Source organism: Grimontia sp. NTOU-MAR1, from assembly GCF_035758505.1.
GTDB lineage: Bacteria > Pseudomonadota > Gammaproteobacteria > Enterobacterales > Vibrionaceae > Enterovibrio > Enterovibrio marinus.
On record NZ_CP142108.1, the window covers coordinates 1,936,472 to 1,951,478 of the forward strand.

Consider the following 15,007-nt stretch of genomic DNA (forward strand, 5'->3'; position numbering starts at 1 on the left):
AAGGATACGCACCAGCGTATCCTTTGGTTTATTGTTACAGAGTGTAGTCTATTATTTCTTGTTGAGCTCGGCTACTTCTGCGTCCAATTCTGCCAGCTTCGCCGCCATGATGTCATGACACTTCTTCGCCAATTCCCGAACGTTATCTTTGTTGTAGTCTTCGATAGAAATCGGATCCATCACTTCTACAATGATGTGTCCGTTATCGCCACGTGAAGCACTCAGGTGCTTGGTTGAGCTACATACGATAGGAACGATAGGCACACCTGCACCGATGGCAGCATGGAACGCACCAGTTTTAAATGGCAGTAGACCACGGCCACGTGAACGCGTACCTTCTGGGAACAGCCATACAGACACGTCTTTGTTTTTGACTTGGTCAACGACCTGACCAATGGTACCCATTGCCTTGCTGCGGTTGTTACGATCAATCAGGATGTTGCCGGTTAGCCAGTAAAGGGTGCCAAAAATAGGAATGTATGCGAGGCTTTTCTTACCCACGGTCACTGCGCCTGGACGAACAGCATTCGATACCGTTACCAAATCCCAATTGCTCTGGTGGTTAGCGATGTAAACGCAGGTGCCAACGTCTTTTGAGGCTTCAGACTGGCGCAGGTCAAGCTTGATGCCAAACAGGGAAGAAAGCTTGCCGAACATACGGCCAAAAGTATAAACGTGCTTTGGATTTCTCGGGCTGAACAGGCAGTAACCACAACCGAATACAAGCATGAAAATCGCAAACAACGCGACAGCCAGCAGTCGCAGTATAAAGTACATTCAAAATCTCCTAACACCATTTAGCCGCAAAGAATCAGGCTGTTGGCCTGGGGCGGTCGGGTAAAAATTACAGCGTACACTTGTTCGCTTAAATAGGCTGCGACTAGTATACGCATGCATTAACAAAAATCATCAACCTTCAGTTAACAAGACGAAAAAAAACCCTCCGTAGAGGGCTCTCTCTTATTCCGCACCTGGAGCGTCGGGCGCAGAGGTTTCTGCCGACGATGTGTCTGGTGTCACCACCTCGATAGCCGTCACGCGCTGCAAACCCCGTGGCAGCATAGAGCCACGTCGGCCTCGCTCGCCACGGAAGTTATCCATGTCCGCTGGTTTCAGCGACAGCTTGCGCTTACCAGCATGAAGGGTAACGGTTGAGCCTTGCGGTATAACGAACAATTGCGCCAACAGCTCTTCACGGGCTTTCGCGCGCGCAGAAGGAATGTTGATGATCTTATTACCTTTACCCTTGCCCAGTTGAGGCAACTCTTTCACCGGGAACACCAACATACGGCCTTCGTTAGTAATAGCGACGATATCGTCATTGTCGATATCAAACACACGTTGTGGTGCCATCACTTCTGCTGCTTGAGGTAAGCTCAGCAGGGCTTTACCACTGCGGTTTTTCGACAAAAGGTCGTCTTGCTTACACACAAAACCGTAACCTGCATCTGACGCCATCAGCACCAGATTGTCGTTGTCACCCATCATCACGTGACGCACTGTCGTGCCTGCTGTGATGTTCAAACGGCCAGTAATTGGTTCTCCCTGACTACGTGCAGAGGGTAGACTGTGCGATTCCAACGCATAACTTCGACCGTCAGTGCCTATGAAAACAGCAGGCTGGTTACTCTTACCGCGCGCAAACGCCAGGTAATTATCACCAGACTTGTAGCTCAGTGTGGTCGCATCAACATCGTGGCCTTTCGCATGACGGATCCAGCCTTTCTCGGACAGAACAACCGTGATTGGCTCACTCGGGACCAAATCACGCTCAGTCATCGCTTTCGCTTCAGCGCGTTCAATCAACGGAGAGCGGCGATCGTCGCCATACTTCTCAGCATCTGCCAGAATTTCTTTCTTCAGCAGGGTATTCATACGGCGCTCAGAGCCCAGCAGCTTTTCAAGTTGCTCGCGCTCTTTGTTCAGCTCGTCCTGCTCGCCACGGATCTTGATCTCTTCCAGTTTGGCCAGCTGGCGGAGTTTGATTTCAAGAATTGCTTCGGCTTGCTTCTCACTGAGGTCAAAACGACGCATCAGCTCTTTTTTCGGCTCGTCTTCGGTGCGGATGATCTCAATCACTTCATCAATATTGAGATACGCAGCCAACAAACCTTCCAGGATGTGCAGACGGGCCAGTACTTTGTCCAAACGGTATTGCAGACGGCGACGCACGGTCTCGCGGCGGTATTCCAGCCACTCAGTCAGGATTTTCACCAGACCTTTCACCTGAGGACGGCCATCAAGGCCAATCATGTTCAGGTTAACGCGGTAGCTCTTTTCAAGATCCGTTGAAACGAACAGGTGGTTCATCAGCTGATCGCAATCCACACGGTTTGAGCGTGGAACAATCACAATACGGGTCGGGTTTTCATGATCTGACTCGTCACGGAGATCGTCGACCATCGGCAATTTCTTCGCGCGCATCTGGTTAGCAATTTGCTCCAGAAGCTTCGCACCGGAAACCTGATGCGGCAGCGCGGTGATTACGATATCGCCGTTATCTTTGTGCCAGCAAGCACGCATCTTGATGGAACCACGACCATCGCGGTAAAGCTTCTTAAGCTCTACCTGCGGTGTAATAATTTCTGCTTCGGTCGGATAATCCGGGCCTTTGACGTACTCAAGCAGGCCATCCAAATCCAGTTTTGGCGTATCAATCAAAGCCACCAGCGCATCGGCCACTTCACGGGCGTTGTGCGGTGGAATGTCAGTCGCCATACCGACAGCAATACCAGTCACGCCGTTCAGCAGGATATGCGGCAGACGAGCAGGCAGCGCTTTTGGCTCCTTCATGGTGCCGTCGAAGTTTGGCTGCCAGTCGACAGTGCCTTGTCCCAACTCAGACAGCAGCACTTCCGAGAAACGTGATAGGCGCGATTCAGTGTAACGCATCGCCGCGAAGGATTTAGGATCGTCAGGCGCGCCCCAGTTACCCTGACCATCAACCAGCGGGTAACGGTAAGAGAACGGCTGCGCCATCAATACCATGGCTTCGTAACAGGCAGAGTCACCGTGTGGGTGATACTTACCCAGCACGTCACCGACGGTACGGGCAGATTTCTTGTATTTGGCAGTTGCCGACAGGCCAAGCTCAGACATCGCATAAATAATGCGGCGCTGTACCGGCTTCAGGCCGTCACCGATAAAAGGCAGTGCTCGATCCATGATGACGTACATCGAATAGTTGAGGTATGCATCCTCAGTAAACTTCCTCAGTGGAAGCTGTTCGACACCGTCATAAGTGATATCAGTCATTGAAAACGTCCGATCTTAAAATTCTTGCTTAAACTTCGGTCAGCTCAGCCATGTCGCCTTTGTCTTGTAACCAATGGCGGCGGTCTTCTGCACGTTTCTTACCCAGGAGCATGTCCATCATGCGATCCGTTTCTTCCTGATCGTCAATGGTCAACTGAACCAGACGGCGGGTATTTGGATCCATGGTGGTTTCGCGAAGCTGCAGTGGGTTCATCTCACCCAGACCTTTAAATCGCTGTACGTCGATTTTGGCGCGCTTTTGACTCAGGCGCTCAAGGATGCCGGCTTTCTCTTCGTCATCCAGCGCGTAATACACTTCTTTGCCGCAGTCGATACGGTAGAGCGGTGGCATTGCCACATACACATGACCAGCTTTCACCAGCGCCTGGAAGTGCTTAACGAACAGCGCACAAAGCAGTGTGGCAATATGAAGACCATCTGAGTCTGCATCGGCGAGGATACATACCTTGCCATAACGCAGGCCGCTCAGATCTTCACTGTCCGGGTCGATACCCAGTGCTACAGAAATATCGTGAACTTCCTGAGAGGCCAGCACTTGATCGGCTGAGACTTCCCACGTGTTCAGGATCTTACCGCGAAGCGGCATGATGGCCTGGAATTCGCGATCGCGGGCTTGCTTTGCGGAACCACCTGCCGAGTCACCCTCGACGAGGAACAGTTCAGTGCGCGCCAGATCCTGCATCGAGCAGTCAGTCAGCTTACCCGGCAGTGCTGGCCCCGAGGCCACTTTCTTGCGCACTACCTTCTTCGCGGCACGCATACGGCGGTGCGCGTTAGCAATACACACTTCCGCCAGTTGCTCTGCCAGTTGCGGACGTTCGTTCAGCCACAGGCTGAAGGCATCTTTTACTACGCCGGATACGAAAGCGGCGCATTGACGTGATGACAGACGCTCTTTGGTCTGGCCAGCAAACTGCGGATCCTGCATTTTTACAGACAGCACATAAGCACAGCGATCCCAGATATCGTCAGCGGTCAGCTTCACGCCGCGTGGTAACAGATTACGGAATTCACAAAACTCACGCATCGCATCCAGAAGGCCCTGACGAAGGCCATTCACATGCGTACCACCCTGAGCGGTTGGGATCAGGTTAACGTAGCTCTCAGCAATCAATTCGCCACCTTCCGGTAACCAGATAACTGCCCAATCGGCCGCTTCATGTGGCGCGTTAAAATCACCCACAAATGGATCTGCTGGCAGCAGTTCGTAACCTTTTACGCCTTCTGCAAGGTAATCTTTCAGGCCACTCTCGTAGCACCACTTGGTGGTTTCGTCAGTGTTCTTGTCGGTAAAGACGATTTCAAGCCCAGGGCAAAGTACGGCCTTGGCTTTGAGAATACTTTTCAGACGGGAAACAGAGAATTTCGGTGAGTCGAAGTAGCTGGCATCAGGCCAGAAGTGAACGCGTGTGCCTTTTGCACGGCGACCACAGGTGCCGGTCACTGTCAGCTCCTGTACTTTATCGCCATGTTCGAAGGCGATTTCATACACCTGACCATCACGTTTTACCGAGACTTCTACGCGGTTAGACAGGGCGTTTACAACCGAAATCCCCACGCCATGCAAACCTCCACTGAACTGGTAGTTCTTGTTGGAGAATTTACCACCTGCGTGGAGCTTACAAAGGATCAGTTCGACCCCTGAAACACCTTCTTCCGGGTGGATGTCCACTGGCATACCACGGCCGTCATCAATCACTTCAAGGGACTGGTCCGCATGAAGGATGACTTCCACTTTACGTGCATGTCCCGCCAATGCCTCATCGACACTGTTGTCGATAACTTCTTGACCGAGATGATTTGGACGGGTCGTGTCTGTATACATGCCGGGACGACGACGCACCGGCTCAAGACCATTGAGAACTTCAATGGATCCCGCGTTATAAACTTGCTCTGTCATAGATGAATGGTTTTCTAAATTTTGTCACATGGTCAGTGATGCCGCGCTAGCTTGTCAAATAATGTCACAGCTAACGAGGTTATTCTGTGAGTTGGGGTCACAGTCCCAGGAATTGAATGATTTCAGCGGGGTATCTGTCGAACCCAACAAAGGCGTGATCGCCACCTGCTTCAACGGTTTGCCTGCATCCCTGGTATTTAGCGACAGCCTCTCGGTAATCAAGCACTTCATCGCCCTCTTGTTGCAGCAGCCAGAGTCTCTCCGGATGGGAAATCGAGGCCACATCCAAGGCTTTCAGCTCATCCATATGATGAGGTTCAAGCAGGTACTCTTCTCCAGTGTAAGGATTTTGCTGTGGCCCCAGGTAGTCTGCCAGTAAGTCGTAAGGCTTTACGGCTGGATTCACCAGCGCGGCACGAAAACCATACCGGGCGTTGAGCCAAGTCGATAAATAACCACCGAGAGAACTACCAACCAAACCTATATGATAGTCACCTTTGTAGGTTTCGATAATATCTTTGAGTTGGAGTGCGGCTTCGGCAGGGTAACAGGCGAGACGGGGAACTTCCAGCTTTATGTCTGGGCGCTGCAGTTCGCACCAAGCCCGCATCAACTCTGCCTTTGCAGAAAGTGGCGAGCTGTTAAAACCATGGATATAGAGTAGCAACGAGGGCATATTCAATAGCCTGTTGAATTCATATCAGGCTGAAATTCCGTCCCTTTTAGTCGTCCTACATGAGTGATGATAGTGCCGTCCTGATGCAATTCAATCTCACGCCAACCAGGGTTAGTACAGTCCAGCGCAAAGTCATCAGAATCCGGTTTGAATTGGATGCAGGTTGAAGGTGCCGCCATCACACGACGACCTTTGTATTCAGTATCCAATGCCTGATGAATATGTCCACACACTACCCCTTTAACATTGTTGTGCTTTTCAACCACCGCCCAGAAATCTTCCTGATTGTGAAGTTGGTGTTGGTCCAGCCATGCACTGCCAGCGGGGAGTGGGTGGTGGTGTAGCAGCACCAGTGTATGACGGTCTTTGTTCGTTGATAGCGCGGTAACAAGTAGGGACAGTTGCTCTTCAGAGAGACAACCGTGCGGTACGCCTTTAACCTGGCTATCTAACACCACCAGTTGCCAATGCTCTCCAACCAACACGCTATCGCAACGTTGCAGCGAGGATTGCGCCAGAATGGATTGCATTTCCTGTTGGTAGTCATGATTGCCAGGTAGCCAGAAGCAGGGCTGTGACCAGTGAGCAATCCCATCGACAAAACGCTGATAGGATTCAGCGGTGTGATCCTGGGAAATATCGCCGGTCGCGATAATGGCATCAAACTCAACATGACTGGCTCGAATCTCGTTGACCACTGTCTGAAAACTCGCAGACGTATTCACCCCAAGTAGACAACCATAGGGGTCAGCAAAAAGATGGGTGTCTGTAATTTGTAACAACCGGACGGTCTGGCTGTGTTGGCTAGGTAGATGGCTTATCCGCAACGTCTTGAAAACCCTGATCGTAAATACGCGCTCATGCACGTCATACTAATAAATTATATTGTGTTTTGTTATACCGTTTTGCAGGCAATGCGCTAACCAGTCTGCAAGAAAAGCATTCACCTGATGCTTTTCATCTCTCTGGTGCATACGCGGGTTCGGGTAATCATATCGCGGTTGGATGCGAGAAATCTGCTGCGTGGTACACACTTCGGCCACACGTGCATCATGATACATACGAACTGTGAGTCTGGGTCGCAAATATTGGGGGACCTCACCACGCTGCCAAATATCGAGCAAGGTGGTGTAACGCGTCGACTCTACGATATCCATCTGGAACTCATGTCCCTGGATTTCGTACACGCAGGAATCCCCCACGTTGTCATCACGCGGCATCAGTCTTAGCAATTTAGCGTAATTGGTCTCGTACATGCGCATCAGCGCATTCAGGTCGACCTTGTATTGCCTCAACATACCTTTATTCCCAATCGCTACTTCATCAACCAAAGGAAGTCGACTCTGAGCGGACCCTGTCACGATTCAGTGCCAGCCACTGCAATGCAATAATAGAGGCGGCATTTTCCACTTTTCCGTCTTCTATCCATTGCATCGCGGTATCAAACGGCACCACGTGTACCAAAATATCTTCACCTTCTTCCGGCAAACCATGAACGCCTTCTGCCTCTGATGCATCCACCAGTCCGAGGTACAGATGAATGCGCTCAGAACACCCGCCAGAGCTCGACAGGTAGTTGGTCATCGGCTCAAGCTTACGGACAGAAAGCCCAGCTTCCTCATCCGCTTCACGCACAGCAACCTCCTCAGGGAATTCATCCTTATCGATGATCCCTGCGACAATCTCAAGCTGCCAGGGAGAATCGCTTGCCACCATTGCTCCGATACGGATTTGCTCGACCATTACAACCTGGTCAGTCACCGGGTCGTAAGGAAGCATTGCAACGGCGTGGCCGCGCTCGAAAAGCTCGCGTTCAATGGCATCACTCCAGCCACCGGCAAAAAGTCGATGACGAAAGCGATATTTCACCATCTTAAAGTAACCATTATAGACAACGTCGTTTGCTTCAATTTTGACGTCGCCTTTCCCAAATTGGGACGGCGCATTTTGCTGTGGCACGGAATATCCCTTTATTCCTGCAAACGGGGAGCAAATGATAAATGGTCGAAATGTGGGGCTGCAATGTCATACCTGTACTTTTTTGGTATGGATTGCAGAATTATTTGAATATCTTTATTGTCCAGATGGTTTTACAATCGATTTTTCTCAAGAAACCATCACATTGTCAGTTCCAAGCAAGCATCCATAGTTTACACTAGGGGCTTTGACCTATTGGTAATTGACGAGATAACGATAAGTTCAGGGACTACCTATTATGAAAAAATTGCTCCCCCTTTTTATCGGGGTTGCGCTAGGCTCTGCCGCTCCCCTGGCAAGCGCTGACGATTTGATTCAGGTTTACGAGCAGGCAAAACAAAGCGACCCACAACTCCTACAAGCAGCTGCAACAAAAGACGCTGCCTTTGCTGCCGTCGATACCAACCGCGGTACGCTGCTGCCACAGATTAATCTTAATGCAGGCTACAACCTCACCCGCTACAGCACTGACAGTCAGACCGGTCCTTTTGATACCAATGTCTTGAGTGCAGGCGTCGGCTTGAGCCAAGAGCTTTTCGAGCAAAACAGCTGGATTAACCTCGATATCGCCGAAATCACTGCCCGTCAGGCTGACGCGGTTTATGCAGCAGAACAGCAAGGCCTCATCCTCCGAGTATCACAGGCGTACTTCAACGTGCTTCGTGCCATTGATGATCTGATTTTCGTCCGTGCAGAGAAAGCGGCGGTTGGCCGTCAATTAGAGCAAACCAAACAGCGATTTGAAGTCGGTCTATCTGCGATCACCGACGTACATGATGCACAAGCGCAGTTTGACTCAGTACTGGCGCAGGAAATCCTGTCAGAAAATCAGGTTTCTAATAGTTATGAAGAGCTACGTGAGATCACGGGCACCCGCCACGCTGACCTTTACGTGCTAAACACCAGAAGCTTCTCAGCTTCCCGCCCTGAGCAAGCCACTGACCAGTTGGTGAAACAGGCAGAAGAAAGCAACCTGAGCCTGCTCGCGCAACGTATTTCCCGCGACGCAGCGAAAGAGCGTATCAGTCTCGCGGAGTCTGGTCATCTTCCATCGCTAACTCTGAATGCGGGATATGGTTACTCAGACACAGACAACAAAACAACAGGGGCTAGTAGCGACAACAACCAGTTCACTGCTGGTATTAACCTGAATATGCCTCTTTACACGGGTGGTACTATCAGTGCTGGAGTGAAGGAAGCACAGTTCAACTATGTTGCTGCGTCTGAACGCCTCGAAGGCACTTACCGTTCAACGGTGAAAGATGTACGTGCGTTTTATAACAATATCAATGCAAGCATCGGCGCACTGCGTGCTTATGAGCAAACCGTGGTTTCACAACGCTCAGCATTGGAAGCAACAGAAGCAGGCTTTGAAGTAGGTACCCGTACTATCGTTGACGTGCTGGATGCGACCCGTCGTCTGTACGATGCAAACCGCAATCTGTCAGATGCGCGTTACGACTACATCTTGAGCGTACTGCAACTGCGTCAAGCGGTAGGTACTCTGAGCGAGCAAGATCTTGTTGATATCAACAATGGTCTTCTGCCACCGAAGAAGTAACTCTCGGTATGCAGAAAAAAGGCGCCTCAGGCGCCTTTTTTGTCTGTATATCGGTTTGCCACAAACCTATTAGGCCTTGTTGTGACCACCCAGAATGGAGTTAATGATCTCTGTGGTAGAGCAGCCATCTTCAAAGTTCAGTACGCGAACTTCACCACCTGCTGCAATTACTTCTTTACCACCAGCGATATCTTCCGGCTTGTAGTCACCACCTTTCACCAACAGATTAGGCAACACTTCGCTGATAAGGCGTTGTGGGGTTTCTTCACCGAATGGTACAACCCAATCCACAGCCCCCAAACCTGCCAATACTGCCATACGGCGATCGGTAGGATTCACAGGGCGACCAGGACCTTTAAGCCCACGCACAGATTCGTCAGTGTTCACCGCAACAATCAGACGGTCGCCCAGTTTCGCGGCTTCATTCAGGTAAGCAACATGACCAGCATGCAGGATGTCAAAACAGCCGTTTGTCATCACCACTTTTTCGCCGCGGGATTGCGACATCTGCACGGATGCTTTCAATTGATCTTCAGTGACCACACCAAAACCAGAATGATGGCTACCGTGAACGGCTTCGGTAAGCTCAATGGTCGATAGGGTTGATGTACCCAGCTTGCCAACCACAACACCCGCCGCTGCATTTGCCAATGCACAGGCATCTTCGATTGATTTACCCGCCGCCAAAGAAGCCGCAAGTACAGAAATCACGGTATCACCCGCACCTGTCACGTCGTACACTTCTTTTGCCAATGTTGGCAGGTTAAGTGGCTCGTGCCCCTTACGAAGTAAGGTCATGCCGTTTTCACTTCGGGTAACCAGCAGTGCTTCAAAGTCGAATTGCTCAATAAGCGCCAAACCACGATCAACAATCTCTTCTTCGCTGCGGCAAGTACCGACGACTGCTTCAAACTCACTCATGTTTGGTGTCAGCAGCGTCGCGCCGCGGTAGCGTTCAAAGTCAGCACCTTTCGGATCAACCAATGTTGCTACACCTGCCTGGCGAGCCAGTTGGATCATGGGCTGAACATTTTCCAATGCGCCTTTTGCGTAATCAGAAAGGATCATTGCCTTTGCTTTCGGCAATGCCACTTCAATGCGCTCAAGAATGGGTTGAACGTCAACATCGTGGAAGCCTTCCTCGAAGTCCAGACGGATTAGCTGCTGGTTACGGCTCATTACACGCAATTTGGTGATCGTCGGGAAATTCTCCAAACCAACAAAATCACATTCCACTTTCAACGAGCTAAGAGTGTTGTTCAACACTTGCGCCTGCTCATCCTGGCCCACCAAACCAATCAGTTGTGCCTTGCCACCCAGCGCTGCGATATTCATCGCCACGTTGGCGGCACCGCCTGGACGCTCTTCAGTCTGGTTGATTTTTACAACCGGTACCGGAGCTTCCGGAGAGATACGTCCCGTAGGGCCATACCAATAGCGGTCAAGCATTACGTCTCCAACAACCAGAACGTCTGCTTGCTGATAATCAGGCAAAGTCAGTTTCATTGTTTTCTCCAGGGAAAAAGGAACGTCGGCGATATTACCATAAACACTGCACTGCAACAGCCATGCGAGCAATAACTCAACCCTTCAATGTCTGCAGTAAGATAGCTTGTTGACGAACTCTGACTATTTCAAAAGTTTCGGTATACAATGACGACCATATTTTCTCGCTTGATTCAGGAAACACGCATCGCTATGAGCAACCATTCTGACGCTCCGACTTTCCAATGGTCCTTACTACATCCTAAGTATTGGCATACCTGGATTGGTGTCGGATTGATGTTCCTGATCAGTTGGATGCCTTATCGCCTGCAACGTTTCCTGGGCCGTAAACTTGGCTTGCTGATCATGAAGTTCTTCAAAAGCCGTAAGAAGATTGCATCAAGAAATCTTGAGCTTTGTTTTCCTGAGATGACAGGTGGTGAACGCGAGGCATTACTGAAAGAAAACTTCCAACACATGGGGCTCGCTTTTTTTGAAACCTGTATGGCATGGTTCTGGCCTGCTTGGCGTATCAAGAAACACATGAAGTACGAGGGCTTTGAACAAATCGAGGATTTTAAAGCGAACAAAGAAGGTGTACTGATCATCGCGGTGCACTCTTTCAACCTTGAGTTGGGGGCACGTGCTTTTGGGGTTCACTCTCCAGGTTATGGTGTTTACCGACCCAACACCAACCCTGTTTATGATTGGTTTCAATACCGAGGCCGTACTCGCGAAAACAAGTGTATTGATCGTCGCGATGTAAAACAGATGATCAAACGTCTGCGTCAAGGCGGGCTAGTTTGGTATGCACCAGACCATGACTACGGCCGCCACCGCTACGCATGGGCACCACTGTTTGCGGTAGAAAAAGCCTGTACTACGACAGGAACACACTTACTGGCATCTGCCAGTAAGTGTAAGGTTGCTACTTTCACCATCACACGCGACCGCGAAGGTACCGGCTACACCATGAGACTGGATCCGCCAATGGATGCTTTCCCATACGATGACGCAGATGCTTCTGCGGTTTATACCAATAAGTTTGTGGAGCGCTCTATCATGCGTGCGCCTGAGCAATATATGTGGCTACACCGCAGATTTAAGAGCCGCCCTGAAGGCGAACCCTCGCTATATGACTAAGGAATCAAATAGCTTGGTCCTTCGCACAATAAAAAAGCGGCACCGAATCAGTAGCCGCCTTTTCATTTTCTAGGGTCTGTTTTACACAGGCTCCATCCACTCTTCCCAAGCCGTTTTCACCGCGTCACGCTCTACTGTGAAGGCGTTGTCATCCACTTCCACAGAAGCATCAAGCAGATTCAGACGATGGATTTCATCGCGCATCACGACATAAGCATCTCGTAAAGTCAGTGCCTGCGGCGTGCTGAGAATGCCTGCTTGTGCCATATCTTCGAGGATGCGGACGTTATCACTCCATCGGGTCAATGCAGGTTCGTCATTAGCATTCGCCAGCACGAAGAATTGAGTCATAAACTCAATATCTGTAATCCCACCCGGGTCTTGCTTGATGTGGAATTTGCCCTTTTCTTTACTTCCAAGATGGTCACGCATTTTATGGCGCATCTCGACCACTTCCTTGCGAAGGGCATCTATGTCACGCGCTTTAGTCAGCACACGCTTCCGCAAATCCGCAAAACCCTTGGTCAGGAGTGCATCACCATAAATCAGCCGGGTGCGCACCAGCGCCTGATGCTCCCAAGTCCAGGCTTCTTCGTTCTGATATTCTTCGAACGAATCCAGTGTCGTCACCAGCATCCCTGATGCACCCGAGGGACGAAGGCGAGTATCAATTTCATACAACACACCGGACGCGGTGCGGGTAGAAAACAGATGGACGATACGCTGCGCCAGTCGCAGATAGAACTGACGGCTGTCTATCTTTTTCGGGCCGTCTGTGTAGGTGTTATCCGGGCAATCGTGCACAAACACCACATCCAGGTCTGAGTTATAACCCAGCTCAATCCCCCCGACCTTGCCATAGCCGATCACCGCAAAGCCACGACCATCGCGGCCAGACAGGTGAGACGGCTGCCCGTACTTTTCAGTCATCTGATACCAGGCTTGATTCACCACCGCTTCCACGATGGCTTCAGAAAGATAGGTCAAGTGATCGCTCACCTTCATCACTGGCAACACATCAGCAATGTCAGCCGCAGCGATACGGAGCAACTGGGTTTGCTTGAATTGGCGGATGTTTTCCATTTGCTGTTCCATATCCTCTTCCGGAATACGGGCGAGAAAATCAAACAGCTCATTGCGGTATTGGTCGAGTGGCGTTGGATTGTAAAGGTGTTGCAGATCCAGAAGCTCATCCAGAAGGATCGGATAATTTGCCAGTTGCTCTGCCACCATTGGGCTCGCGCTACAAAGGCGGACTAACTGGCTAATCGACCCATGGTGCTCATCGAGAAGTTCCAGATACGTTGTCCGTGTAGCGATTCGAACAAGCAATTTGAGCACCCGCTCAAGCACAGCCATAGCATCTTTACGGCACACAATGTGGCTAAGCATCAATGGCATGAGTCGGTTCACCACTTCACGGCCACGAGGGCCTAAAGTGCGTTTAGCCAACTCTTCTTTGAATCGCAGCAGCGCTTTGGCCTGATCTTCGGCGCTTTGCGCCTGCATGTCAGTCAGGATCTTCTCCACCAAATCCGGATCGCGGGCAGCATCCCAGATCTCACTGAACTCAGCGCCGATCTTCTCTTCTTCGTTTTCCTCTTCGTCGCCAATCAGGTTATCGAAGATGTCGTGTACACCCTGCATATGGAAAGCAATTTTCTCACGCAGCGCGTCCCACTCCGTTTCACCCATGGCCACGGCAAGGCGCAACCTGTCACGATCGTTATCTGGCAAGGTTTGGGTTTGCTTATCGCCAATGGCTTGCAGCAAGTTCTCCACCCGGCGCAGGTAGCGGTATGATGCTTCGAGCGTGTCAGCTTCCTTCTCCGGCAGCAGCTCCAATTCGCGAATAGCCTTCAAGGTGATGAAAAGACCTCGTTTACGCAAAATCGGATCGCGACCGCCTCGGATAAGCTGGAAAGACTGGACGATAAACTCGATTTCACGAATACCACCCGCCCCCAGTTTGATGTTGTCTGTCAGGCCACGGCGACGCACTTCACTGCGGATCATCGCTTTCATACGACGTAGAGACTGGATCGCACTGAAATCGATATATCGGCGGAATACGAAGGGACGCAGCATCTGACGGAGAGTCTGGTAACAGGCAAACTGCTCTTTCCCCATCACCCGCGCTTTGATCATCGCGTAACGTTCCCAGTCACGCCCCTGCTCCTGATAGTAATCTTCAAGCGCTGCGAAACTCATGACCAGTGGGCCACTATCGCCAAACGGGCGAAGGCGCATATCGACGCGGTAACAGAAGCCATCATAGGTTTGCTGATCCAACGCTTTGATCAAACGCTGACCGAGACGGGTGAAGAACTGAGCATTGGCAATGCTGCGGCGCGCACCTTGCGTTTCGCCGTTCTCGGGGTATGTGAAGATAAGGTCGATATCAGAAGAAAAATTCAGCTCGCCGCCACCCAGCTTGCCCATGCCGAGGATCAACATTGGTTGCGCGTTTCCTTCTGCATCACATGGCGTTCCCCACTCATTGCAGCAGAAACGGTAAAGCCAGCCATAGGCTTCCATGATCATGGCTTCTGCCAGTTTAGAGAGATGGGCGAGACCATCATCAAGGGAAATGATGTCGTTAAAGTCATGCCACGCCAGCCAAACCATTTCGCGCCGACGGAAGCGACGAAGCTCACGCAACAGGCCATTTTCATCCTGCTGACCATCGAGATGCTCTTTCAGAAGCTTGCGGTATTGCGCAATACGAAGGCCAGAGCCGAGATTATCCTTCAGCCAAGGAAGCAGGTTTTCGTCATGAAGCACCGATTCCTTGATGAAATCACTGAGTGCCAATGTGCGGGAAAGGGTATCCCTGTCAGCACCTTGCCATTGTTCGAAGTTCTCGGGCTGCTTTTCAGCCAAGGTGTCGATAGCGCGGTTTGCGCAAGCTTCCAGTTCCGTAGGGAGCGGCATCGGTATTCTTTCCTTTGACCTTTCTAGTTATCCTTAAAATATCATAAAAAAAGCC

General features: G+C 50.8%; 11 protein-coding genes. 2 read left to right on the top strand and 9 right to left on the bottom strand.

The window, feature by feature from the left end; genetic code table 11:
- Positions 1–51 precede the first annotated feature (51 nt).
- The 7 genes from VP504_RS08760 to nudF form a co-directional block, all read right to left on the bottom strand.
- On the bottom strand, positions 52–777 hold the full coding sequence (locus tag VP504_RS08760; protein ID WP_325893924.1) for a 1-acylglycerol-3-phosphate O-acyltransferase: 726 nt from the start codon (positions 775–777) through the stop codon (positions 52–54).
- Positions 778–960: 183 nt separating this feature from the next.
- The gene (gene parC / locus VP504_RS08765) at positions 961–3,255 is read right to left on the bottom strand and encodes a DNA topoisomerase IV subunit A (protein WP_325893925.1); all 2,295 of its coding nucleotides are present in this window, start codon (positions 3,253–3,255) and stop codon (positions 961–963) included.
- 28 nt (positions 3,256–3,283) lie between these two features.
- Positions 3,284–5,176: a DNA topoisomerase IV subunit B gene (gene parE, locus VP504_RS08770; protein ID WP_325893927.1), complete on the bottom strand. Its 1,893-nt coding sequence runs from the start codon at positions 5,174–5,176 to the stop codon at positions 3,284–3,286.
- 97 nt (positions 5,177–5,273) lie between these two features.
- A complete protein-coding gene (gene yqiA, locus VP504_RS08775) occupies positions 5,274–5,852 on the bottom strand; it encodes an esterase YqiA (RefSeq protein ID WP_325893929.1) in 579 nt (192 codons plus the stop codon).
- A 2-nt stretch (positions 5,853–5,854) separates the two neighbouring features.
- Entirely contained in the window at positions 5,855–6,679 is an 825-nt protein-coding gene (gene cpdA / locus VP504_RS08780) for a 3',5'-cyclic-AMP phosphodiesterase (RefSeq protein WP_325893930.1), read from the bottom strand.
- Positions 6,680–6,724: 45 nt separating this feature from the next.
- Positions 6,725–7,150: a DUF1249 family protein gene (locus VP504_RS08785; protein ID WP_325893931.1), complete on the bottom strand. Its 426-nt coding sequence runs from the start codon at positions 7,148–7,150 to the stop codon at positions 6,725–6,727.
- Positions 7,151–7,175: 25 nt separating this feature from the next.
- Positions 7,176–7,811: an ADP-ribose diphosphatase gene (gene nudF, locus VP504_RS08790; protein ID WP_325893932.1), complete on the bottom strand. Its 636-nt coding sequence runs from the start codon at positions 7,809–7,811 to the stop codon at positions 7,176–7,178.
- A 256-nt stretch (positions 7,812–8,067) separates the two neighbouring features.
- Here nudF and tolC point away from each other — a divergent pair, with 256 nt between their 5' ends.
- On the top strand, positions 8,068–9,390 hold the full coding sequence (gene tolC / locus VP504_RS08795) for an outer membrane channel protein TolC (RefSeq protein ID WP_325893933.1): 1,323 nt from the start codon (positions 8,068–8,070) through the stop codon (positions 9,388–9,390).
- A 69-nt stretch (positions 9,391–9,459) separates the two neighbouring features.
- Here the strand turns inward: tolC and hldE are convergent, their stop codons facing one another.
- Entirely contained in the window at positions 9,460–10,896 is a 1,437-nt protein-coding gene (hldE, locus tag VP504_RS08800) for a bifunctional D-glycero-beta-D-manno-heptose-7-phosphate kinase/D-glycero-beta-D-manno-heptose 1-phosphate adenylyltransferase HldE (protein WP_325893935.1), read from the bottom strand.
- 192 nt (positions 10,897–11,088) lie between these two features.
- Between hldE and lpxL the strand changes: the two genes are divergently transcribed.
- On the top strand, positions 11,089–12,018 hold the full coding sequence (gene lpxL, locus VP504_RS08805; RefSeq protein WP_062712143.1) for an LpxL/LpxP family Kdo(2)-lipid IV(A) lauroyl/palmitoleoyl acyltransferase: 930 nt from the start codon (positions 11,089–11,091) through the stop codon (positions 12,016–12,018).
- An 81-nt stretch (positions 12,019–12,099) separates the two neighbouring features.
- Here lpxL and glnE read toward each other — a convergent pair whose 3' ends face one another.
- Entirely contained in the window at positions 12,100–14,952 is a 2,853-nt protein-coding gene (glnE, locus tag VP504_RS08810; protein ID WP_325893937.1) for a bifunctional [glutamate--ammonia ligase]-adenylyl-L-tyrosine phosphorylase/[glutamate--ammonia-ligase] adenylyltransferase, read from the bottom strand.
- Positions 14,953–15,007 lie beyond the last annotated feature (55 nt).

Excerpts from the sequence above, each read along its gene's own strand:
- VP504_RS08760 (WP_325893924.1), bottom strand. The coding sequence starts at position 777 with ATGTACTTTATACTGCGACTGCTGGCTGTCGCGTTGTTTGCGATTTTC.
- parC (WP_325893925.1), bottom strand. The coding sequence starts at position 3,255 with ATGACTGATATCACTTATGACGGTGTCGAACAGCTTCCACTGAGGAAG.
- parE (WP_325893927.1), bottom strand. The coding sequence starts at position 5,176 with ATGACAGAGCAAGTTTATAACGCGGGATCCATTGAAGTTCTCAATGGT.
- yqiA (WP_325893929.1), bottom strand. The coding sequence starts at position 5,852 with ATGCCCTCGTTGCTACTCTATATCCATGGTTTTAACAGCTCGCCACTT.
- VP504_RS08785 (WP_325893931.1), bottom strand. The coding sequence starts at position 7,150 with ATGTTGAGGCAATACAAGGTCGACCTGAATGCGCTGATGCGCATGTAC.
- tolC (WP_325893933.1), top strand. The coding sequence starts at position 8,068 with ATGAAAAAATTGCTCCCCCTTTTTATCGGGGTTGCGCTAGGCTCTGCC.
- hldE (WP_325893935.1), bottom strand. The coding sequence starts at position 10,896 with ATGAAACTGACTTTGCCTGATTATCAGCAAGCAGACGTTCTGGTTGTT.
- lpxL (WP_062712143.1), top strand. The coding sequence starts at position 11,089 with ATGAGCAACCATTCTGACGCTCCGACTTTCCAATGGTCCTTACTACAT.
- glnE (WP_325893937.1), bottom strand. The coding sequence starts at position 14,952 with ATGCCGCTCCCTACGGAACTGGAAGCTTGCGCAAACCGCGCTATCGAC.